The sequence below is a fragment of the Endozoicomonas sp. ALB115 genome, from assembly GCF_049310245.1.
Lineage (GTDB): Bacteria > Pseudomonadota > Gammaproteobacteria > Pseudomonadales > Endozoicomonadaceae > Endozoicomonas.
In genome coordinates this window covers 23,293-45,383 of record NZ_JBLYZG010000035.1, presented here as the reverse complement: position 1 = coordinate 45,383, position 22,091 = coordinate 23,293, and the positions used below count along the sequence as shown (strand labels likewise).

Below are 22,091 nucleotides of genomic sequence, written 5' to 3'. Positions count from 1 at the left end.
CAACTATTCGCATGGTCAGTAGCTGGTTTATTAGTTATTGGAGTTTTTATCAAATTGCTATTCAGCTGAATTCATTATTCTTTTAGCCATTTCGATTGCTATAAACCAGCATTAATACAATTGCTTTATCGAGTCCTGCAATGGAGACTTTGTGAGGGTCAAGTGAGGCACCTGAATTTGATGTTGAAGAGTTGGTTTGTTCCTGCGGCGATGTAACTGCCGCTGATGAAGCGCCTTGTATAGGTTGCATTGCAATATCCTCCGTTAGTTTATGACAACAACCTACTAAATAAGTTCGATTATTTGAAAATGGAATTGCTGAATGATCCAAATTAACGACAGATGTTTAATTATGGAAGCCCAAAGCCCAAAGCCCTAGGCCTCACGGCTTCGCTGGGGCCCTCATGGCCAACGACTGTTCCTTTCGATGCACTGACTGCTGGCTTTAACAGCCAGCTTTTTTCCTGATAGCATCGCAAAATCGAGCCTGGCTCACAGTAACAATATCTCCCTTCCCCGCTTTCTTACTGGATAAGTTTCAATAGCAGCCCCTCTTCCAGAAGCGCCCTTCTTACCAGGGTAAACCCGCCATACCATGGGCTGTCATAAAGCGTTGAGTAAACGACGCTGGTTTCAAGGTTTTCATTGATTGAAACCGTCTGCGTTTTCAGACAATGTTTGATCACCGGGTGGATAATCGTGGCGGCGGCACAGATCTCACCGGCAAGCACCACCGTGTCCGGTCGCAGCAGGTTGACACTCATGGCTATTGCCCTGCCAAGGTTACCGGCGGCTTCTTTCAGTAGATCATTTGCCAGCTGATCGCCCTCGTTCGCGGCATGACAGATTGCCAGGATATCCGCCTTTTTTGTCTGGCTCTTATTTAACAGACTGGGAACACCCGACGCCAGCAGCTTATGACAGCGCTTTTCTATGGCCGGATTACAGACCAGGGTTTCCAGGCAGCCAAAGTTACCGCAGTAACACCGTTCTCCCAGCGGATCGATCTGAATATGGCCAATCTCGCCAACGGCCAGGGTGCTGCCTTCATAGAGCTTATCGTCCAGAATCATACCGGCTCCCACCCCGTTATGGACGCTGACAAAGAGGCTGTTTCTAAATCCACGGCTGACACCAAAGTGGTGCTCGGCCAGCGCCATGGACGAAATAAAGTTGTTGATAAAGCAGGGAATCCCCAATGCGTCAGACACCTGCTCTGCCAAAGGGAGATTGCTGACCGAAAGGTGGGGCATGAAAGTAATAATCCCTTTGGCTGAATTGACCAGCCCGGGCGTTGTGATGCCAACACCGGCCAGACAACGAATATACTTCTTATGGGTTTTGAGGAATTTTCTCAGTGAGGCAATCAGCTGTTTGGTAAATTCAACCTGATTCAAAGGCTGAATTGGCTCTGAGTACTCAGCCAGCAGCTTGCCTGACAGGTCACACAACCCCAGGTGGAGTTTGGTTCTGCCTGCCCTTGCCGCAAGAATCTGGATCTGGCCCTGCCGGGGAGCCAGCGATGTGGCCCGACGCCCCCGTTCAGAGGTCTGCTGTTCCTGTTCAACAATCAGGCCTGCTTCCATCAGTTGTCGGGTGATACGGGTCACGCTACCGGCAGCCAGACGACATTGTCTGGCTATCTGGATTCTCGAGATGGAGCCATGATCAACAATCGCTTGGTAAACAGCAGAAATGTTCCGCTCTTTTACAAAGTCCAGATTAGCAATTACTGTCGTCATTTTTGTAGTTTCAGCTCACCACCGCTCACCGTACCCTGCAGGGTAAAGTTGTCATCGAAAATGGCAAGGTTGGCAAACTGCCCAACCGCAATGCTGCCCATCTGACTTTCAATATGAATGGCTTTTGCTGCATTGACGGTAGCCATGCGAATCACTGCCTGAGGCTCAATCCCTGCCCGAATGCTATTGGCGACCGCAGCAATCATGGTGAGTGCGGAGCCTGCCAGGGTGCCATCTGCATTGGAGCACTTGCCATCCTGGTGATAGATGGTTTGTCCGGCGAAGACAAAGGTGGCCATATCCGTACCGGTCGGCGTGGTTGCATCGGTCACCAGCACCAGACGGTCCTGCATCAGACGATGGGCGATGCGCAGGTTTTCCCAGGACAGGTGAAGACCGTCAGCAATGATACCGGCACCCATAGCATGGCTGTCAAAGACGGCACCTACCACACCAGGCTCGCGGCTGCCCAGGGGGCTCATGGCGTTATGCAGATGAGTGGCAAAGGTTGCCCCCGCCTGTTCTGCCGCTTTAGCCTGTGCACAGGTGGCATTGGTGTGGCCGATGGACACAACAATGCCCGCTTTACTCAGCGTTTCAATGGTGCCTTCAGGGCAGACTTCCGGTGCCAGTGTCACCATGGCAATGACGTCTGCATTGTCACAGAAAAAATCGATCATTGCGCAGGAGGGCGCACGTATGACGTCCGGATCATGAATGCCTTTGCGCTGAGGGTTCAGATAAGGGCCTTCCAGATGGACGCCGGGTACACGATCCGGATGCCTGGCCATGTATTCACGGGTGACCTTGACCGCTTGTCGCATATCCTCATCACTGCTGGTAATCAGCGTAGGCAGAAATGCCGTACAACCTGAGCGGAGGTTGTTCTTGTGCATGATATCCAGCGTATCGATGGCGATATCACTGTGAAAAAGAACACCACCACAGCCGTTTAATTGCAGGTCGATAAAACCAGGGCTTAACGTAAGACCGCCGATGTCTACTTTTTTCAGGCTATCAGCACCCTGATGACCACCGGCAATATCCTCCGCCTTGCCAATGGCCGAAATTCGGCCATTCTCTATAATGATGGTATCAAACGACGACTGTTCCGGGTCACCGGTTAACGGTTTGAAATTAACCAGCGCGTAACTCTTTTCCGGGCTGATGACCAGATCCGCAGACATATCAAAAGTCCCTGATGTTTTCAGACTCAATATCCTGGAAGTAGCGCAGAGTGCGAACTTTCAGATCCAGGGTGGCAGGGTCATCACAGATCATCGTCGCTTTTGGATGAAGCTGCAGGGCTGAGATTGTCCACATATGGTTGACTGATCCTTCAACCGTGGCCTGAACCGCACGGGATTTATCAGAACCCGTGGCCAGAATCATCAGCTCACGGGAGTCCAGAACCGTTCCGACACCCACGGTAAGTGCCAGTTTTGGTACCTGGCTGATGTCCTGATCAAAGAAGCGCGCGTTGGCTTCACGGGTTTCCGTGGTCAGCGTCTTCAGGCGGGTACGGGAGGATAGTGAAGAACCGGGTTCATTAAATGCGATGTGCCCATCGTGTCCGACACCACCCATAAACAGCTCAATGCCGCCACAATGTTTAATCGCTGTTTCATAACGCAGGCATTCGGCTTCCAGATTTTCTGCGTTACCGTCCAGAAAGTTAATGTTTGCTGCCGGGATATCCACATGATCAAAGAAGTGGCGGCGCATGAACATTCGGTAACATTCCGGGTGATCGGCAGGCAGGCCAACGTATTCGTCCATGTTGAAGGTAACAACATGGGCAAAGCTGATTTCTCCTTCCCTGTGCAGGCGAACCAGTTCCTGATACGTCGGGATGGGTGTGCCGCCGGTTGGCAGGCCGAGAACAAAGGGGCGTTCAGGGGTCGGATTAAATGCCTTGATCCGGCTGACAATGTATCGAGCAGCCCAACGACCAACGGCTGGCTTGTTTTTCAGAGGTATAAAGCGCATGTCGTGAACTCCAGGCTTCTCTAACCTGCTCAGGGGGTGTTGTCATAGCTTATTTATTTTTTAATGAAAAATAAAGGCGGTTGGCAATGTGCTCAACGGGTAGAAAATGTCTTTAAGTAATGATCTGAGTCAATGTATTTGCTTTTTTATTTTTCTTGGAAAAATAAATCAGTAAAATTCCGCGCCACACTGAACGAGACATACTCTCACTGTAAAGAATTAAATGGTTGATCAGTCATGAACATTTTTGGTTACTTGCAGAAACTCGGTAAGGCGCTGATGCAGCCCTTTGCCGGTAAGGTGAAGAAAAGTGCGGCTACTGAAGATCTGAGTGCTACCCAGTCGCCAGGTCAGACTCAGCAAGTAGCGGCGGCTGTTTCTCAGGAGACAGTGAAAAAAGATACTGCTCTGTTCGCCCGTCAGTGCCTGAAAGTGCTGGGTGGCCACCAGAACGTGACTCAGATTGATGCCTGCGTCACACGCCTGCGTCTGACGCTGAAAGATACTGCCAGCGTCAGTGATGACCGTATTAAGGCGCTGGGGGCAGCGGCGGTGGTTCGTGTGGGTGACAAGAACCTGCAAATCGTCGTCGGTCCCCAGGCTGAAATAATTGCTGATGAAATGAAAAAGATCCCGGTGACGGATGATCTTGCCAATGTTGAGGTTTCTGCATGACGCTCTCCCATCAAGATGTCAAAAAAGAGGGCAAACCTTGCCAACTGTCACTGGTTGCGCCTTTGTCCGGAATGCTGTTATCCATCGAGGAATCCACTGACCCGGTATTTGCTGGTCGACTGATCGGTGACGGTATTGTGATCAACCCAACGGACTCTGTGGTACTGGCACCGTGCGCCGGTACCATCAGCCAGCTCCATGACGCCAGACATGCCGTGGCGATCAAGACAGATTCCGGTGTGGAAGTGTTGATCCATGTGGGCATCGATACGGTTGTTCTGCGTGGTGAAGGCTTTGAGACCAACGTTAAAATAGGCGACAAAGTGTCTGTTGGTCAGCAGCTGTTGTCGTTTGATCCCGAGTTTGTCGGAGCCAGGGCGGCCAGCCTGCAGACCGCGATTATGATCACCACCGGGGAAACCGGTGTGGTGGTAAATCCCCGTACCGAAGTAACAGCGGGGCAGGATACCGTATTTGCCATTGGGGCTGAGCCTGAAAAGGAGATGTCCACCGAGAGCAAATACAGCCGCCAGGACAGCATTACCCTGACAGACGATTTTGTGTTGATGAACCCATTGGGTCTTCATGCCCGCCCTTCTGCCACTCTGATTCAGATTATCAAAGGCTTCAATTCTGATGTGATGATTCTGAACAAAGACACTGGCAAAGAGTGCAAGGCCAACAGTCTGACTGCTCTGATGGGGCTGCAGACGGTGCTGGGTTCTAACCTGCAAATCACCGTCACCGGCCCTGATGCCAAAGAAGCGATGGCAGCCATTCTGGATGGTTTCCGCAGTGGTTTGGGTGAAGCCGTGGCCGACGTGCTGCCGGGCGCTGATGAAGCCATGGAAGAAGAAGCGCCACTGCTTGGACCGGTAGAAGGCTCCGATGGTCGTTTACCCGGCGTTAAAGCGGCACCGGGTATGGCCATTGGCAAGCTGCACCATCTGGTTCATGAACTGCCCAGCTACCCGGAAGAGGGTGTTGGTGTCAGCGATGAACTGGGTCAGCTTGGCTACGGTATCCAGAAAGCCCGGGAGTCCCTGCAGCAGCTGGTGACTAAAATGGAAGCGGATCATGTGGGTGGTCATGCGGAAGTATTTGTTGCCCATCAGCAGTTACTGGACGACCCGGCGATCAGTGATCGTGCCCGTGAACTGATTGAAGCAGGCAAGAGCGCCATGTGGGCATGGCACCGAAGTTTTCTGGCCGAAGCGGATGAAATGCGCAAGCTGGATAACCCGCTGCTGGCGGCCCGGGCCATCGATGTAGAAGACGTTGGTCTTCGGGTTCTGCGTTACCTGATGGGCGTTGAAGGCGGCACCGATCAGCTGCCGGAAAACACCATTCTCTGTCTGGAAGACATTACGCCTTCTGAAGTGGTGACTCTCGATCGCCAGCGCGTGATTGGTATCGTGACCCTGCACGGCGGCGCGACTTCCCATGCGGCGATTCTGGCCGGTTCCCTGGGTATTCCTTACCTGGTCAACGTACCGGGCAGTGTTCGTCAGTATGAGAACGGTACCGATGTTATCCTGAACACCAACAAGGGTTACATGCTGGTTAATCCTACTCAGGAAGAGATCGACAGAACCGTTGCCCGCCAGGAACGTGCGGCGGCGGAACATGCTGCGGCGCTGCAAGTGGCGGACCAGCCTGCGGTGACTCTGGATGGCCATCATGTTGAGATCGCTGCCAATATCGCCAACCAGGACGATGCGGAAAAAGCGGTCAAAATGGGTGCTGAAGCGGTAGGTCTGCTGCGTTCCGAGTTCCTCTATATGGAACGTGCAACCGAACCCACCATGGATGAGCAGATAAAAGCCTACGAAGGTATTCTGGACGCTATGGGTAAAGACCGCCCGGTCATTATCCGTACTCTGGACGTCGGTGGTGACAAGCCTCTGGCTTATCTGCCCCTGCCAAGAGAGGAGAACCCGTTTCTGGGTGAACGTGGCGTGCGTATCGGTATTAACCGTCCGACCATGCTGCGCAAGCAGGTTCGTGCGATCCTGAAGGCGGCTCATGCCGGTCATGCCCGTATCATGTTCCCGATGATCAGCTCCCTGGATGAATTCCGTGCCGTGAAAAAACTGGTGCTGGAAGAGCAGGAAACGACAGGCGTCACCGTTGAAGTGGGTATTATGATTGAGGTGCCGTCCGCTGCGCTGCTGGCCGATCATTTTGCTAAAGAAGTGGACTTCTTCTCCATCGGTACCAATGACCTGACCCAGTACACCCTGGCTGTTGACCGTGGTCATCCAAAACTGGCGGCACGGGTCGATGGTCTTCACCCGGCAGTATTGCGCCTGATCGATATGACGGTGAAAGCAGCCAACAAAGAAGGCAAGTGGACGGGTATCTGTGGCAGCCTGGCCAGTGACCCGAATGCGGTGCCTATCCTGGTCGGCCTGGGCGTTCAGGAACTGTCCATCAGTGTCCCGGCAATCCCGGTGGTTAAGGCCCGTGTTCGCAGTCTGAACTATAAGCACTGCCAGAGCCTGGCCCGTGAAGCGCTGACTCTGGATTCAGTAGAAGACGTAAGAAGTTTGACTGCCTGATCGCAGACGATCGTCTTTCTGAAAGCCCCCTGGTTTTGGCCATGGGGCTTTTTTATTGCTGTCTGAAATATGTAGTTTTCCTGAGTTAGTACGTAGTTGTACTTTAAATCACATGGTCTTGATTCAGGTCATCTGCCGGTTAATTACTGTCCAATTATAATGCCCACCATTTGGTTGGCGGCACTTTTTGTTCACACCTTTATGTCTGCAGGGAAAGCAGAATCTGATAATTGTCTGAGCAATCTGTGATCACGACCAGTATTTATGATGGGGTGGCGATATCAATGAAAGAAATTGTGGATAAAGTGCTTGCTTCCACGGTGAAGCGAAGAACGTTTATGAAGTGGGGAACCGCTGCGGGCGGTGCGGCAGTCGTTGCTGCGCGCACACTACCTGTGAAAGCTTCTGCGACAGAGGCCAAACCTGCGGTTGAAGAGATCAAGTCAGTGTGGTCTGCCTGTACGGTCAACTGCGGCTCCCGCTGTGCACTGCGTCATCAGGTAAAAGACGGTGTGATCATCCATACCGAAACCGATAACACCGGTGACGATATCTATGGTGACCACCAGGTTCGGGCCTGTCTCCGTGGTCGTTCCTTCCGCAAGCGCGTCTACAACCCTGACCGTCTGAAATACCCAATGAAGCGTGTCGGTAAGCGTGGTGAAGGTCGATTTGAGCGCATCAGCTGGGATGAAGCGTTTGACACCATCGCTGATAACCTGAAGCGCATCAAAAAAGAGTATGGCAATGAAGCCATCTATCTCAACTATTGTACTGGTACGCTGGGAGGCACGGTTTCCAAATCCTGGCCACCAGCCGCCACACCGATCGCCCGTCTGATGAACTGCTGGGGCGGTTATCTTAACCACTATGGTGATTACAGTACGGCCCAGATTGCCGTGAGTTTACCGTATTTGTACGGCGGCAGCTGGGTAGATAATAACTGTACGTCAGATGTTGTGAATACCAGGCTGGTGGTCAATTTTGGCAACAACCCGGCGGAAACCCGGATGAGTGGCGGCGGTATTGTTTATCATCTGACCGAAGCCCGGCAACGCAGTAATGCACGTATGATCACCTTTGATCCGCGCATGACCGATACGGTCCTGGGTGCCAATGATGAGTGGGTTCCTCTGCGACCGGGTACCGATGCCGCAATGGTAGCCGGTATGGCGTGGGTGATGATTAGCGAAAACCTGGTGGATAATGAATTCCTGGGCAAGTACACCATCGGCTACGATGAAAACTCACTGCCTGCCAGCGCACCGAAAGGCGCTTCCTGGAAATCCTATATTCTGGGCAAAGGCGATGATGGTGTTGAAAAGACCCCGCAATGGGCGGCAAAAATAACCGGTGTCCCGGCAGACACCATCATCCGTCTGGCCCGTGAAATTGCCATGACCAAACCCTGCAATATTATGCAGGGCTGGGGACTTCAACGCACCGCCAATGGTGAGCAGGCCAGTCGGGCTATCTGTATGCTGGCGGTAATGACCGGTAATGTGGGTATTCCCGGTGGTGGTACTGGTGCCCGTGAAAGCAGCTACTCCATGCCCTTTGCGGTCTTTCCGACACTGACCAACCCGGTATCAACGTCCATTCCCATGTTCCTCTGGACGGATGCCATTTACCGTCATGATGAAATGACCGCGTTGACTGCGGGTATTCGTGGTGCAGAAAAGTTGACTCAGCCCATCAAATTTATCTGGAACTATGCCGGTAACTGCATCATCAACCAGCATGCGGACACCAATCGCACCCATGACATTCTCCAGGATGACAGCCAGTGTGAAATGATTGTGGTGATCGACAACCACATGACGCCCAGTGCACGCTATGCGGATATTCTGCTGCCCGATTTGACCGCGGCTGAACAACCGGATTTCGCCCCTAACGGGTACTGCGGAAATATGGGTTACACCATTTTCTGTGATACTGCGGTTGAGCCGTTGTATGAATGCCGTTCTGTCTATGACATGTGTACCGGAATTGCCAAACGTCTTGGGGTAGAAGCACAGTTCACCGAAGGTCGGGACCAGGAAGCCTGGCTGCGTCATATTTATGCAGAATCCCGGAAAATGAACCCGACACTGGTGGATTTGGACTTTGAGACTTTCCGTGAGCAGGGCATTGTCAAGCAGAAGAATCCCGGTGAACCTCATGTTCAATTCCGTGAGTTCCGGGAAAACCCCGAAAAGCATCCACTGGATACACCCTCCGGTAAAATTGAGATTTATTCAGAACGCCTGGCGAATATTGCCTCCAGCTGGACGCTGGGGGACAGCGATATTATTCGGGCACTGCCTGAATACGTTTCTTCCTGGGAAGGGCATGAGGCAGACCACGCTGAACAGTATCCGCTGCAAATGTTTGGTTTCCACTTTAAAGCCCGTACTCACTCCACTTATGGCAACGTCGATGTGCTGCGGGAAACCAACCGGCAGGAAGTGTGGATCAACCCGGTTGATGCTCACAAGCGCAAGATAAAAGACGGTGACATGCTGAAGGTCTGGAATGACCGTGGCGAGATCCGTGTTGCTGCGAAAGTGACTGAGCGCATTATGCCCGGCGTGGTCGCCATGGGGCAGGGCAGCTGGTACGCACCAGACCGCAGTGGCGTGGACCGGGGCGCGTGTATGAATACGCTGACCACCCAGCGCCCATCGCCACTGGCCAAGGGCAATCCCCAGCACAGCAACCTGGTTAACATTGCCAGGGCATAACAGGACAGGAATTAAAGTTCGATGAAACAACCCTCAATAAAACAACTGGGATTTTACGTCGACACGGCCAAGTGTACGGGCTGCAAAACCTGTCAACTGTCGTGCAAAGATGAGAATGACCTGAAAGTTGGCGTGAACTGGCGCCGGGTTTATGAATACGGCGGTGGTAGCTGGCTTCAGAACGAAGACGGCACCTATGCCCAGGACGTGTTTGCCTACTACACCTCCATCAGCTGTAACCACTGTGCCAAGCCAGCCTGTACCAAGGCTTGCCCAACCGGTGCCATGCATAAGCGTGACCAGGACGGCCTGGTGGTGGTTAACGCCGACGTCTGTGTTGGCTGCCGTTACTGTGAAATGGCCTGCCCCTACGGCGCACCGCAGTTTGATGCCGAGAAGAAAGTCATGACCAAGTGTGATGGCTGTTTCGACCGGGTTGAGCAGGGCAAGCAGCCGATCTGTATCGAATCCTGCCCGCTGCGTGCCCTGGATTTTGGTCCGATCGAAGAACTGCGTGCCAAATACGGCACGGAAGCGGATATCGCGCCACTGCCGGACTCTTCTCTGACTGAGCCATCGCTGGTAATAAAGGCGAGCCGTCATGCCAAACCTTCCGGCGACAAGACCGGACGCATTATGAACACTCGGGAGGTATAACCATGCATGAGTTGCCACTGGTATTTTTTACGGTGCTGGCACAGGGCACCGTTGGCCTGTTCCTGGTACTGGCCTGCCTGCTGATGGCGAACAGTGATACCCACCGTCAGCAGTTGTTGAATAAACTGCTGATGGTGGTTCTGGTGCTGCTGGGTATCTCCGGCGCTGCGGCCATGACTCACCTGGGTCAGCCATTGCGTGCCATAAACGTGATCTTTGGTCTGGGGCACCTGTCGGCACTGAGTGTTGAGATCATCACTACTGCGCTGTTTGGTGGTGCTGTTTTCACTTATGTGGCCATGGTGCACTTCGGTATTCTGGCCAAGTTGCAGAAGCTGGTTCTGGCGGGAGCCATGGTATTGGGCGTGCTGTTACTGCTGGCCATTGCCAATGTGTACACCCTGGCCACAGTGCCTGCCTGGAACAGCGGCTGGACCATCTTCCAGTTTGTTATGACCGCTTTTGTGGTGGGTATCCCGGCAGCGGCGCTGATGCTGAGAAGTCAGTCGGCCTCTTTGGGTGCTTTCCAGAAAAACGCTGATCGTGCGCTGGCCACCCTGGGCTTTATCGCGTTGGGTCTGGTGCTGGTGGGTTACCCGCTGTACCTGTTCTGGCTGGGTCAGGTTGACCTGCCTGCTAACCCGCTGGGTCTGTTTGACTACCACGGTCGTCTGATGCTGGCCCGTCTCGGTCTGCTGTTTGCCGGTCTGGGCGTTTGGGTGATGGCTGCCACTCGTGGTAATAACACAGCGGCAGGTCTGGCAGGGGTGAGTACCGTCCTGGTGCTCACGGCGGAACTGTGTGGTCGTATCTTCTTCTATGACCTGCATATGTTTGCCAGTGGCATGTAAATAAGTACAAAGTTCCTCCTTCATAAATGAAAGGAGGAACTCTTCAAAAACTCCGGACGCGTGAACGCACAACAACTGTTACCAGCTTCGCCTGATCAGGCCGTGGTCATAGCAGCCCAGAATAGTCAGGAAGAAGACACCCATATTTACTGGAAGAAACAGGGGCTATTTTTTGGAACTAACGTAACAAAATCACGAAAATCACAAGGCTTTTGCAATATTTACTTTTTCGTCTTTTCTTGGTGTTTTGGTTAATTTAATACTTTCGTATTATTTTTGTGGAGCAGGGTAGACAATTAATTTACACCTTAAAAACAGTTGTTGAAACTTTTTAGTAAAAATGAAGTCTATTAAAGTGAAATATTCCGATAAACTTTGATAGAAGTAATTTTTATGGATGTATCATGCTCAACTGCTAAAAGTTTTTTCTGTCCCCCCGGGACTGAAGATCCCTACAAATTGGCTGTCATAGTATGTGCAACGGAAGGTTATATTCTTGGTGGGTTTTGTACCTGTGCTAAGGTGTCAAAAACTTTCGCTTATTTTTGTCTCGGCGCTTCTGGGGGCGCGGTAGCAGGAGGTGCTACAGGCCTTGCTGCAGTGAGTGGAGTCGTTACCTGTTGCCAAGTAGCACAACGTAAAATCGCTCACCAATCTTCCATTGAACCCAAGGTGATCACACAACAGCCCGGTTCGCCCTTGATTATCTCTCATGCTCCTGAAGTAACTGTCGTACCGACAGAAATTCAAGGTGAAGTTGGATCAACCAATAACGAAACCGTGTTATGACCCCCACCCCCGGGAATTCCAGCACCATGCACCATGATCTCTGAGTTTCATGGGGTATGGCGGTGGTGACCCGAGTCGGCTGTTATCCCCTGCGGGTGCGCATGGGAACCGACCTTCGTGAAGTGTTGTTCAGGGTTTTACGACAATCTCATTTACCTACAGGCAGCTAAGCAGACAGATAATTAGCATGAATTATCCGCGGCCTGCTCTTTTAATTCCCCGAGCTTCTGTTGCTCTTAATCCGACAGCCTCCAGGCCACGAGAGTGAATCTGATGACATACTGGCAGCCTCTTCGTGGTATTGCGATGCTTGTAGTACTATCGTATATTAATTACGGTTACAGCGTAGGGAATTAATTTACAGATTAAGATAATTTGCAGAAACTTTTTAGAAAAAATGAAGTCTAAACAGTGAAACATCCTGATAAATTTCTAAAAAGGTAAAAAAATATGAACTCTTTAGGCCAATGTGCTGCTATTAAGGATTCCTTATGCCACCCAGACACTCACGGTGCATACAAGTTTGGTGCTGTTGCAGGTGGAGCGTTAGGTTATTTGGGTGGTCTGCTTGTGACGAAAGAACCTCTCCGCGTAGCTGTTTTCAGCAGTTTGGGATGCGGGACAGTAGGAGTTATTTCAGGCCTTTCATATGTGGCTACATACGTGGCCTGTGTCAACTTAGTTCCTGATTGTACTTCTTGTCCACCTCCCATAGACTCCAGAGTGATCACAAAACAGCCCGGGATGTCCTCGATTATCACTCAGGCTCCTGTATTAACTGTCGAATGGACAGAAACTCCGGATGAAAAGGAACCAGTTGATAAAATAGCCGTGTAATGCCCCCGGCAATTGCCTGCACCATGCACACCCGAACTAACCACCATGATCTCTGAGTTTTACAGAGTATGGCGGTGACGGACTCAAGTCGGCTTTTATGCCCTGTGGGTGCGCATGGGAACAGACCTTCGGAGAGTGTTGTTCAGGAATTTACGACAATCTCACTATCAGGAGGTGTTTCATCAGGTAATTGTCCAGGTAGAAAATGTGTTGGAACCTGCCGTCAATAATGCCAATGGCACCTTCAGGCCAGGCTCCCAGGACGCTCTATCATTCAGCACTCGCCTTAACCAAGACATGACAATGTCATAAGCACCCTTTTCAGGCGTATGATTTCTGACACCCTTGATCTGATCATGGCCGGTAATGACACCATTTCTGATGTTGACACCAATGGTCAGGGGCTGTGGAGAATGCATGTGGTAGACAAAATATTGTCCCTCTTGCACCCGGCGGGTATAGCTGGCCACGCAGTGTTTCATTTGTTTTCCCTCATTCGCCAGATCTTCGGGTGTTAATATCGGTATGATATCAACGGTTCCGGGATCGGGTTTGAACGAAGTAAGTCAGCCATTTCCAGTCTTTTTAACTTTTCACACCAATAGATGTGCTCTTGAGATTTCGCCAGATTATCCTGTTGAAGCGAATGAGTTCCTGCCATAGGCAAACATCTGGTAGAAGTCCCCCTGTGACAAGGCAAACTTATCCGTACTGTTTTCTTTGTTGCTATCCAGCAGTTTCCACTTGGTGTCCAGTACCATCAATGGTTTGCCATCCTGCTCAATCAACAGGTCTGGCTTCAGCCGCAACCGGGGATCACTGTTGAAGTGAACCTTGGAACTTGCCTGTTCCCTGAGATGGAGTGAGGCAGGGAGTTGCTGCTTTAGTATGCGGACAACATAGGCTTCAAATACCGATTCCATGGGGAACAGTAGTGAGAAAGCCCGGGTTTTCCCGGATACAGTCAGTGGCTAGAATCAATCTGGCCCAGGATAACGGGCTTTGATAATGATCCATTCCCCGGCTGCGCCATTGCAAAGTCTTGCCGGATCAAAGGAAGCCTTGCTTATTCGACGACAGCGATCGCTTTCAATCCGGGTGCTGAGAAAGTCGTGTTCAAAAACCGAAATAGTATTGTTCATCGGTTTCTCACTGACTGATTACTCTTAAATAAGCATCCGGGTTGGCGAAGGCGTCGTCATTAATGGCATACACTTCGCGGTCGTCTGATAACTCGTCAGAAGGAAAGTCATCACCAAAGAGATAGCGGACATCGCTTTCCTGTTTTGTCACAAATTGCAGCGCAGCCTCACCTTTCCGGTTATCTCCCAGTATCAGGCGAATCTTGCCCCAGTCCTCAAAGAAATACTCCTGTAGCAGAGGCAGAATTTTCTTTTTGAATATGGAACCCAATTCATCAAACTTGTCATCTTCACTCTCTCTTTCAGCGATAGGCATAAAGAAAGCGTGGCCAAGTGTGTGCTCACGGTCTTAGAGATACTCGATACGATCATTCAGCGTGCGCAACAGGGCTCCTATGTTAATGCCTTTCACCGTCATGGCATCCAGCTGTTGGTAATCGGGCATCATTTCAATAAAATCAAAACGACGACGTAGGGCAGTATCCATCGTAGCCAGAGAACGGTCTGCTGTATTCATGGTGCCGATGATATGCAGGTTTGCCGGAACCGTAAATGTGTCGCCTGAGTAGGGGAGCTGTACCGATAAAGCCTCTTTCTGCCCCGCCCGTTTGGAAGGCTCAATCAGGGTAATCAGTTCGCCAAAAATTTTAGAGATATTACCACGGTTGATTTCGTCGATGATCAGTACGAACGGCTCAGGGCTGGATACGGTAATCGACTCATCGAAAACAGGTACATCGTACTCTTCAACCAGGTGGCTCAGAATCGCTTTGACATATGAAGGGTTATAAATTCGTTCATGGTTAACCCCCTGATACTCATTCCAGAGATGTTCAATAGCTACCGGGTAGCCCCTTTCCAGATTTTCATTTAGCCTTTAACAGAGCATCGTACTCTGCTTTCAGTTGATCACGATCCTGACAATCGTTGAACTCTGCCTGGGCAGTTTTAACGGCCTTTTCTATTACATGGTAAGTTTTGCCGGTTCCGGGAGGGCCGTAGAGAATAGTATTTGTTCCGTTTTTCACGTTATTCATAGTTCCCTGCTTTCACATAATCAGTGGGCTGACATTCAGCAATGGCCGGTGCTTCTTCCAGGTCGTCTGCGGTGAAATTGCTGGCTTTTTGATAGAGCTTCCAAAAAGCAATATTTCTTTGGTAGATATCCAATTCATCGGAAAACAGCGGTGCAGTCGCCTTTAAAACATTGAGGTTAACCTGACTCCAGTTCCCACGCGTTTCTACATTCACCAGGAAGTGTTGTTTTAACACTTTTGCTAATTTTTCTGTGCGGATTGTAATACTAAAAGAGACAGGGCACCTTCAGAGTGATTCAGCCTCACAGCTTCAAAACGGAAGCGAATCTTGCGTTTTATTTGTGATGGATCACGAAAATCAGGCTCAGCAAAGCTTACTTTGGTGACTACACCTTTGGCAACAAGACCACGGGGCTCTTGACCGGTGCGCATCAAATAGACGATGTCGTTTATTTTGGGTTGTTGGCTGTAGCACGACCAGGTGATTTCATCACCAATTTGGCAGGATGAATCGTCTTCTTCTCCAAATGAGAATAAGTTGGGATTCCATGTCAGAAGGTATGCACTCATTATCGCTGTCGTAGCTCACAGTAAAATCGATAAAGGCAGGAATATAATGGAAAAAAGATGGTGATGGTTATCAGTTAAAACCGCAGGCAATAAACGGTTGAACTGAAGGCAATTGTCGTTTTCACAGCCTTTGAGGATTACGCTGTGAAAATTATTTTGGAGTGCAATAAGCGTTTCTGTATTCATACTTTCCTTACCCTGAATTTGCAACTCACTATTGCCATTACTGGTCTCTGCAATAAGCTGGCCTTTCAGAATTGACTTGGATTTTCAAGATTCACTGCCCGGGTTTTGGCAACAATTACTTTGTGGCCTTCTCTTGGTATTACGGTGATTGCAGTACTTTCGTATCAGAATTACGGTTACAGAGTAGGGGAATTAATTTACAGCTTAAAAGAAATTGCAGAAACTTTTTAATAAAAATGAAGTCCAAAAAGTGAAATATTCTGATAAGTCTCTAAAAAGGTAACAAATATGAACGTTTTAGGCTCATGTACTGCTACTAAAGATTGCTTATGCCCTCCCGGCGCTCACGTTAACTACAAACTTTGTGGTGTGTCAGGTGTAATGATAGGTGGTGTTTTTGGCATGCTGTGTTCATGTTGTACAAAACCTATCGAGGTAAGTACTCTCATCTCTTTGGGAAGCGCGGCAGCAGGAGGTGCTTCAGGTCTTGCATTAATAGCTGCTGGCACGTCCTGTTATCACTTGATTCGGAACGATGATACCATTCATCAACTTTCCATTGGCTCAAGAATAATCACACAACAGCCCGGGATGCACTCGATTATCTCTCATGCCCCTGTAATAACTGTCGAATTGACAGAAATTTCAGGTAAAAAGGGACCAACCATTAAAATAACCGTCTGACACTCCCTGCCCTTCGGGCGCGATAGGGCGGGGAGTGTCGTGCGCCGTGTAAACGGTGTATTGGAGTGCCACAAACGTGGCTGAGATTGCTGGTATATCTCATACCTACTGTAGTTAGGTACGCCTGGTAACAGGCTGAATTCCTGAAAAGGAGTGCTGAACATAGCATCTACAGAAAAGGCTGAGCAAAGGGGAGCAATCCGAACGATGCCGGTCAAGGTAATGTGCCTATGGTTAAGACCATACCGTTTAAACCCTAGTCATGGCGTTTCACCGCACCCGCAGCCCATGATTGCTATTGAGTTGCGCCGACCTTTGAGAGACCTCTGTGACGCCTGGGTCTGCGAATGCAAATCTCGACCAACAGGGTCGGGCCACCTGAGATCAGAGCAGGATAAATGACGGACAGGGAACCTAAGGGCATAGCATCTCTTATACACTGGAAACATGGGATCGCCTAAGCTGGTCTTGACCTGTATGGCGACAGAGTCTCCGTAGTACCCAATGTCAGGCTGTAATGGTACTGGCAGTCGGTAAACAATCCGGCCTATCCGGACGGTATAAGCAAGCAGTGATGCGAGTGAAAGCCGAAAGGGAGAAGGGGGGCAGTGTTGTGTGATCTTTAATTTTCGACGGTAATGGATAGTGAATATGCTTTCCGGAAGAACACAACGAAAATTAGAGGGACTTGAGATTTGTTCTCGAAATGGGAAGTACCGATGTCGAGACTTGTTCAAAATGGCGCTAGAGTGCCGTGACCTCTGGTTGCAGGCATACGCCAATATCTATGCCAACAGTGGTGCAACCGCTGTGGGAAGTGATGGTGTGAGCCTTGATGGGCAATCGATTGAAAGAATTGATCATCTGATCAGTCTTTTGAAAAACAACGAATACTTCCCAGTACCATCAAGACGAGTCTACATACCCAAAGCAAATGGGAAACAACGCCCTCTGGGTGTTCCATCGGGTATGGATAAACTCGTTCAAGAAGTGTGGCGCATGTTACTGGAAGTGGTCTATGAACCAACATTCAGTATCAACTCCCATGGTTTCAGACCGGGACGATCCTGTCACACAGCTTTGAAAGAAATCCAAACCAGTTGGACAGGCTCCAAGTGGTTCATCGAGTTCGACATTAAAGGGTACTTTGATAATATCGATCATCAGAAATTGGTGTCGATAATAGAGAAGCGCATTGATGACAGGCGATTTATTTCTGTAATCAAGCGGATGTTAAAAGCCGGATACATGGAAGAGTGGCAATTCTACAAAACCTACTCTGGTACACCGCAAGGTGGGATAATTTCACCTATTCTTGCGAACATTTATCTCAACGAGTTAGATGATTACATCAAGGAGCTTCAAGCCTCAGTTACATGCGGTAAGAAACGGCGGGATAATCCGGATTACAACTGCATTAAGCGTCAGAAAGCCAAGGCTGAGAAAGAACTTGAACGTGTCAGGCAGCATGGTGATCAAGAGGCCATAAAGAGAGCAAACCAAGAGGTGAGGATTCAGCAGGAGTTGCTTTTTAAAACCTCATCAACGGATCAGCATGACCCCAGTTATCGTCGGTTGAGATATTGTCGCTACGCAGATGACTTTCTACTGGGATTTATCGGTTTAAGGCAGGAAGCTAATGCGATCTACAGCGCTTAAAAGCCACGTTGAGACCGATCTGAAGCTTGAAATAGCAGAAGAAAAGTCTGGGATCAGGCATGCGCCGACCGAGGGATGTCAATTTCTTGGGTATAACATTGACGCAAAACCAACACCAAAAATACGGTGGGTCAAGCGAGATGGCAAACGCTTCAAGAAGCGAACAATGGCGCAACACATCTCACTAAGAGTTCCAGCTGAAAAGCTGCGTGGCTTCGCTCGCAAGAATGGCTATGGCAACTATGCCAACAAGACAGCCATTCATCGGGCACGGATGTTAAGCCAAAGCGACGTGGAAATCGTGTTACAGGTGAATGCGGAATTGCGGGGCTTCTCGCAATATTATTCGCTGGCCAATAATGCGAAAACGGAGCTTGCGGCAATTGTAGAGGTTAAGCATGCTCAAAACATTGGCCTCGAAACACAAGTGTAGTGTGAAGACGGTCAGTGGAAGGCTTCGAGCAGGCAACCGGCGAGGAGTAAAAGCCGCAGACAGATTCTATCCACTGTGGACGCTCAAAGATCTCAGAAAGTCATTGCCAGCCAAACCTGATTTGCTCCCGGCCACTGCAAAATACAGTGGTAGGACAGAGCTAATTACCAGAATGCTGGCAAAACGCTGTGAATATTGCGGCAAGACTGAAGGGAAATTTGAAGTACACCATGTACGCAAGCTGAAGGACATTAAAGATGGTACAAAGACATGGCAAAGACTCATGATAGCGAGAAATCGCAAAACTCTCGTACTCTGTGTTGAATGCCATGACCTGCTGCATGCTGGCAAGCTGCCAGACAACAGGTACAGTCCTCGTAACAGCATGGAGAGCCGTGTGCAGTGAAAGCTGCACGCACGGTTCGGAGGGGGGGAAACGGCAACCTGTTTACAGGAGCACGTTCCCTACCCACTAGGAGGCTGTCCGAGAATAGCGCCCGTAGCGAGGATGGCAGAAAATTGAGGATAAAAATTCCGTTTTGTGAGGTGAATAGCGGGGCTATTTGCCGAACAAAAAGGAATTTTTAGGCCAATTTGCTGCCACCGCAGTAGGGCAGTCTGACTTACCCACAGGCTGTTGTTAAGCGATGGTGAGAATTAACGACAAATATATTGTATAAGTTATCCACGGCACTTCTGCTCTTCTAATTCCCTGAACTTCTGTTGCTCATAGTCTGACAGCACAAGACCATAGCTTTTTACCACGCGAGTGAATCTGGCAACATACTGGCAGTGGAAAGACTTCGAAGGTGGTAACCACTCAAGGGCACCTGATGCCCCTTTCTGGCGGTTGACACTGGCCTGGACGGCAAAAAGGTTCACTTCATCATTGGCAAACTGCACTCTTTTTGCCTTCGACCATTGATCAGCCCCACGATCCCACGCCCATCTCAGAGGCACTAAATGGTCGATATCAACCTGGCGAGCTTCATAAAACGTCTTTCCCGTGTAGGGATCAAGCCATCTGCCCCGATATACTGCGCACTGGTTCCCGGCGGTATCTATCGCGCTGGTACTCTGCTTCATCAGAAGCTCGTGGCGAGTGTTCATACAGTCCCTGTCTTCATCAGCCCAATCACCAAAATATGAACGGTCATATTTTGCCGGACTCTGGCGGTACGTTGCCGCATTCGACTTTTTTAAGCCTGATCCTTTAGGAAGTCTGCCGCCGGAGCTGAGGCAATCATTGAGAGAGTAGAAGGCAGTATATTTTTTTGTTCTCTCATAGCTGGAGCTAGAGATATCGTGACAGATGCCTGACTTGCTCTTTTTTACCAGTTCTGCACTATTTACAGAGGTGCTCAAGAGTGCCAGAAACGTTATCAGGAGGTGTTTCATCGAGAAATTGACACAGGATTGAATATTAGACGACAAAATACATTAAAAGGACTATTGAATAAATACCGCCTCTTGTACGGTGCTGGCTCAGGGAACCGTTGGCTTGTTCCCGGTACTGGTCTGCCTGCTCCCGCTGGGCCTGTTTGACTGATATGGTCGTCTGGTCTGGTCTGGTTCGTCTACAGAGTCAAACTCGGATAAATATAATTTTTTAAGTAGGAACGTTGAAAAGCTATAATGGCGTAGCGGGAAAGAAAATAAAAGCGACGTTTGTTGTATTACTATATGACCATTTCCTTATTATCAAACACTCGTACATTAAAGTATGAGAGTCGAGTAATAAAAATATTTGATCACTATCGAATGAATAACCTACTGTTTAATCCTAATGATAAAAACTTGCATATTTAGTGAGTGTTAAATGAAGCCAATTTCATCAACTCAAGTTACAAATTTATGCCTGCCAGATGATGATCAGAAAGTTAAACAAAACCACATACACATTTCTACAGAAGGTTACCGGTACACTGTTGGCGGTAACGGCGTTTTTGTAAACACCTTTTGTAAGGCATTTCACGAGCGTAGTTGTAGAAATATCATGGTTCTTCCACTGCTTGATTTCGTAGAGGATACAGATGTAAAAAAATCAATCACTGCTGGCTGTCAGCTTTCTTCTGGTGAATTAATATTGGTTGAAAGATGCAGTGATATGCCTGAATGTGATGTCTATAGAGTCCAACCAACAGGGGGGCAGAAAAGGTATTTTGAAAAGCATATTAATTCATACAATATAGAGCAAGAATACAAAGACTCTTTGGCAGAGGATCTTTACTTTAAAGAACAAGGAATTAATGATTCTGATGAAAGGTTGAAATTTGCTGGTGCTATATCTCTAAAAATGTGTGTGTTTAACCAGATAGCGGCAAAATTTGTCAACGAAGTGCTTTTGCCAACAATGGGAAGCAAAAATGTATATATTCATGATCATTTTTTTGGAGGATCCCTTCAATACGTTAATCACTTCGAAAACGTTAAAAAAGTGAACTGGGTACATTGCTTAAGTCCCCATACGGGTTTTAGCGACTGTATGGCCAATAAAAAGCCTGTTTATACAACCCAGAGCTATATGAAGATGGATGAGAGCAAGTTCTGCAAGCTACCGGATTATGAAAAACCTGCAAGAGAGAGGGCAATTAAACATGCTGATGTAATTTTAACAGTATCGAAATATGCCCAATCTTTTCTGACATTTAAACATCCTCTCATATCAAAGTTCTTGAGGATTCACAAAAAGGCGATCCGCTCAATCAAAAGCTGCTCAGATTTATCAAAATTTAGCCTGGGTGCTACCGCCAAAAAATACGGGTTAGAAGGAACTCCGGAAAAAAATATCAAATCAAAACTCAGAGACCTTTTCTTTGCTGGAAAATTGCCTTTAAAGCCACCATTGAATAGCAAAGGATGTGTGAACCCAGTCACTAAAAACTTACCAATTGTTTTTTTTATGGGCAGGCCTCATTTTGAAAAAGGGACAGAGCATGTACTGAATATGGTAAAAAAACTGGATTGCCTGTTTTTTATTGTTTCTAACGGAACAGAAAAAGATCCATTTATTCAAGCTATTCAGGAAACAAAAGCAGCAAGAAATAACCTCGTTTTACTTACTAAAAATCAAGAGCATAAGCAACTCTTAATGGCTGTTGCGGACTATGCCGTTATTCCTTCTCTGGCTGAGTCCTTAGGCTTGATTGCCGGTGAATGTCATTCTATGGGGCTGCATGTAATCAACTCGGATGTAGGGGGACTGCCTGAGGCGTCACCTCCTTGCGATGAATGCAGAACAGAAGTTCATTCAAATGCTGAGTATGGCCATTATTCAGAAGATACAAATAAAGCATTCCTCCAGGTAGTTAGTGAAAAGTTAAAAGCCGGAAGGCCCAGGTCATCTCACATTGTTAGGCATGCCAGTTATTTCCATTCAATGGAGAAATTTACTACTTCAATAGAAAATGCTCTTTCTAATTAAACGTATTTCTTTAATCGTGTGGCAATTCCAGCCTTCAAAGGCTATTGCCACTCTATAGCAACTTGTCTGAGCAAAAACGAACTGGCTGCCAAGCAGGGTATCCTGTGTGCATCTTCAGTCATCATAAGCTTC

24 protein-coding genes and 1 pseudogene are annotated in these 22,091 nt (G+C 48.9%); 11 read left to right on the top strand and 14 right to left on the bottom strand.

The window, feature by feature from the left end:
- Positions 1-82: 82 nt before the first annotated feature.
- The 4 genes from ACO6VE_RS15590 to nagB all read right to left on the bottom strand — a co-directional run bounded on the left by ACO6VE_RS15590 (position 83) and on the right by nagB (position 3,731).
- On the bottom strand, positions 83-250 hold the full coding sequence (locus tag ACO6VE_RS15590) for a hypothetical protein (protein WP_422449812.1): 168 nt from the start codon (positions 248-250) through the stop codon (positions 83-85).
- Between the two features lie 274 nt (positions 251-524).
- Positions 525-1,742, bottom strand: a complete 1,218-nt coding sequence (locus ACO6VE_RS15585) for an ROK family protein (protein WP_422449813.1) — start codon at positions 1,740-1,742, stop codon at positions 525-527.
- A complete protein-coding gene (gene nagA / locus ACO6VE_RS15580) occupies positions 1,739-2,929 on the bottom strand; it encodes an N-acetylglucosamine-6-phosphate deacetylase (protein ID WP_422462203.1) in 1,191 nt (396 codons plus the stop codon). The genes ACO6VE_RS15585 and nagA overlap by 4 nt, the downstream gene beginning before the upstream one ends.
- A 1-nt stretch (position 2,930) precedes the next feature.
- A complete protein-coding gene (nagB, locus tag ACO6VE_RS15575; protein ID WP_422462201.1) occupies positions 2,931-3,731 on the bottom strand; it encodes a glucosamine-6-phosphate deaminase in 801 nt (266 codons plus the stop codon).
- Between the two features lie 237 nt (positions 3,732-3,968).
- On the opposite strand from nagB, the gene ACO6VE_RS15570 reads away from it, so the two are divergent.
- The 6 genes from ACO6VE_RS15570 (at position 3,969) to ACO6VE_RS15545 (ending at position 11,987) form a co-directional block, all read left to right on the top strand.
- Positions 3,969-4,406: a glucose PTS transporter subunit EIIB gene (locus tag ACO6VE_RS15570; protein ID WP_422462199.1), complete on the top strand. Its 438-nt coding sequence runs from the start codon at positions 3,969-3,971 to the stop codon at positions 4,404-4,406.
- The gene (gene ptsP / locus ACO6VE_RS15565) at positions 4,403-6,967 is read left to right on the top strand and encodes a phosphoenolpyruvate--protein phosphotransferase (RefSeq protein ID WP_422449817.1); all 2,565 of its coding nucleotides are present in this window, start codon (positions 4,403-4,405) and stop codon (positions 6,965-6,967) included. Before ACO6VE_RS15570 ends, ptsP begins: the two co-directional genes overlap by 4 nt.
- Positions 6,968-7,197: 230 nt before the next feature.
- On the top strand, positions 7,198-9,690 hold the full coding sequence (locus ACO6VE_RS15560; protein WP_422462197.1) for a DMSO/selenate family reductase complex A subunit: 2,493 nt from the start codon (positions 7,198-7,200) through the stop codon (positions 9,688-9,690).
- Positions 9,691-9,711: 21 nt separating this feature from the next.
- Positions 9,712-10,347 (top strand): DMSO/selenate family reductase complex B subunit, encoded by a 636-nt coding sequence (locus ACO6VE_RS15555; RefSeq protein WP_422449819.1) that lies wholly within the window; start codon positions 9,712-9,714, stop codon positions 10,345-10,347.
- Between the two features lie 2 nt (positions 10,348-10,349).
- Complete coding sequence (locus ACO6VE_RS15550; RefSeq protein WP_422462195.1) at positions 10,350-11,198, top strand: dimethyl sulfoxide reductase anchor subunit family protein; 849 nt, start codon at positions 10,350-10,352, stop codon at positions 11,196-11,198.
- A gap of 393 nt (positions 11,199-11,591) precedes the next feature.
- On the top strand, positions 11,592-11,987 hold the full coding sequence (locus tag ACO6VE_RS15545) for a hypothetical protein (protein WP_422462193.1): 396 nt from the start codon (positions 11,592-11,594) through the stop codon (positions 11,985-11,987).
- A gap of 1,019 nt (positions 11,988-13,006) precedes the next feature.
- Here the strand turns inward: ACO6VE_RS15545 and ACO6VE_RS15540 are convergent.
- From ACO6VE_RS15540 to ACO6VE_RS15500, 9 genes and pseudogenes are all read right to left on the bottom strand, one after another.
- Positions 13,007-13,345, bottom strand: a complete 339-nt coding sequence (locus ACO6VE_RS15540; RefSeq protein WP_422462216.1) for a PcfJ domain-containing protein — start codon at positions 13,343-13,345, stop codon at positions 13,007-13,009.
- A gap of 108 nt (positions 13,346-13,453) precedes the next feature.
- Complete coding sequence (locus ACO6VE_RS15535; protein ID WP_422462214.1) at positions 13,454-13,792, bottom strand: 5-methylcytosine restriction system specificity protein McrC; 339 nt, start codon at positions 13,790-13,792, stop codon at positions 13,454-13,456.
- Positions 13,793-13,801: 9 nt separating this feature from the next.
- A complete protein-coding gene (locus ACO6VE_RS15530) occupies positions 13,802-13,966 on the bottom strand; it encodes a hypothetical protein (RefSeq protein WP_422462191.1) in 165 nt (54 codons plus the stop codon).
- Between the two features lie 7 nt (positions 13,967-13,973).
- Complete coding sequence (locus ACO6VE_RS15525) at positions 13,974-14,282, bottom strand: hypothetical protein (RefSeq protein WP_422462189.1); 309 nt, start codon at positions 14,280-14,282, stop codon at positions 13,974-13,976.
- 33 nt (positions 14,283-14,315) lie between these two features.
- Positions 14,316-14,483 carry a hypothetical protein gene (locus ACO6VE_RS15520; RefSeq protein ID WP_422462187.1) on the bottom strand — a complete coding sequence of 56 codons (168 nt, stop codon included), beginning with the start codon at positions 14,481-14,483 and terminating at the stop codon, positions 14,316-14,318.
- 3 nt (positions 14,484-14,486) lie between these two features.
- Positions 14,487-14,645, bottom strand: a pseudogene (locus tag ACO6VE_RS15515) (hypothetical protein); the annotation flags it as partial.
- 187 nt (positions 14,646-14,832) lie between these two features.
- Complete coding sequence (locus ACO6VE_RS15510) at positions 14,833-15,003, bottom strand: hypothetical protein (protein WP_422462186.1); 171 nt, start codon at positions 15,001-15,003, stop codon at positions 14,833-14,835.
- Positions 14,996-15,238: a hypothetical protein gene (locus tag ACO6VE_RS15505; protein ID WP_422462184.1), complete on the bottom strand. Its 243-nt coding sequence runs from the start codon at positions 15,236-15,238 to the stop codon at positions 14,996-14,998. Before ACO6VE_RS15505 ends, ACO6VE_RS15510 begins: the two co-directional genes overlap by 8 nt.
- 5 nt (positions 15,239-15,243) lie before the next feature.
- Positions 15,244-15,573 (bottom strand): hypothetical protein, encoded by a 330-nt coding sequence (locus ACO6VE_RS15500; protein WP_422462183.1) that lies wholly within the window; start codon positions 15,571-15,573, stop codon positions 15,244-15,246.
- A gap of 474 nt (positions 15,574-16,047) precedes the next feature.
- Between ACO6VE_RS15500 and ACO6VE_RS15495 the strand changes: the two genes are divergently transcribed.
- The 4 genes from ACO6VE_RS15495 to ACO6VE_RS15480 all read left to right on the top strand — a co-directional run bounded on the left by ACO6VE_RS15495 (position 16,048) and on the right by ACO6VE_RS15480 (position 18,941).
- Positions 16,048-16,443: a hypothetical protein gene (locus ACO6VE_RS15495; RefSeq protein ID WP_422462181.1), complete on the top strand. Its 396-nt coding sequence runs from the start codon at positions 16,048-16,050 to the stop codon at positions 16,441-16,443.
- A gap of 651 nt (positions 16,444-17,094) precedes the next feature.
- A complete protein-coding gene (locus tag ACO6VE_RS15490; protein WP_422462179.1) occupies positions 17,095-18,102 on the top strand; it encodes a reverse transcriptase domain-containing protein in 1,008 nt (335 codons plus the stop codon).
- Positions 18,083-18,535, top strand: a complete 453-nt coding sequence (locus ACO6VE_RS15485) for a group II intron reverse transcriptase/maturase (RefSeq protein ID WP_422449828.1) — start codon at positions 18,083-18,085, stop codon at positions 18,533-18,535. Before ACO6VE_RS15490 ends, ACO6VE_RS15485 begins: the two co-directional genes overlap by 20 nt.
- A complete protein-coding gene (locus tag ACO6VE_RS15480) occupies positions 18,501-18,941 on the top strand; it encodes an HNH endonuclease (RefSeq protein WP_422462177.1) in 441 nt (146 codons plus the stop codon). The genes ACO6VE_RS15485 and ACO6VE_RS15480 overlap by 35 nt, the downstream gene beginning before the upstream one ends.
- 275 nt (positions 18,942-19,216) lie before the next feature.
- Here ACO6VE_RS15480 and ACO6VE_RS15475 read toward each other — a convergent pair whose 3' ends face one another.
- Positions 19,217-19,645: an HNH endonuclease family protein gene (locus ACO6VE_RS15475; RefSeq protein ID WP_422449829.1), complete on the bottom strand. Its 429-nt coding sequence runs from the start codon at positions 19,643-19,645 to the stop codon at positions 19,217-19,219.
- 709 nt (positions 19,646-20,354) lie between these two features.
- On the opposite strand from ACO6VE_RS15475, the gene ACO6VE_RS15470 reads away from it, so the two are divergent.
- A complete protein-coding gene (locus tag ACO6VE_RS15470; protein ID WP_422449830.1) occupies positions 20,355-21,959 on the top strand; it encodes a glycosyltransferase in 1,605 nt (534 codons plus the stop codon).
- The last annotated feature ends 132 nt before the right edge of the window (positions 21,960-22,091 follow it).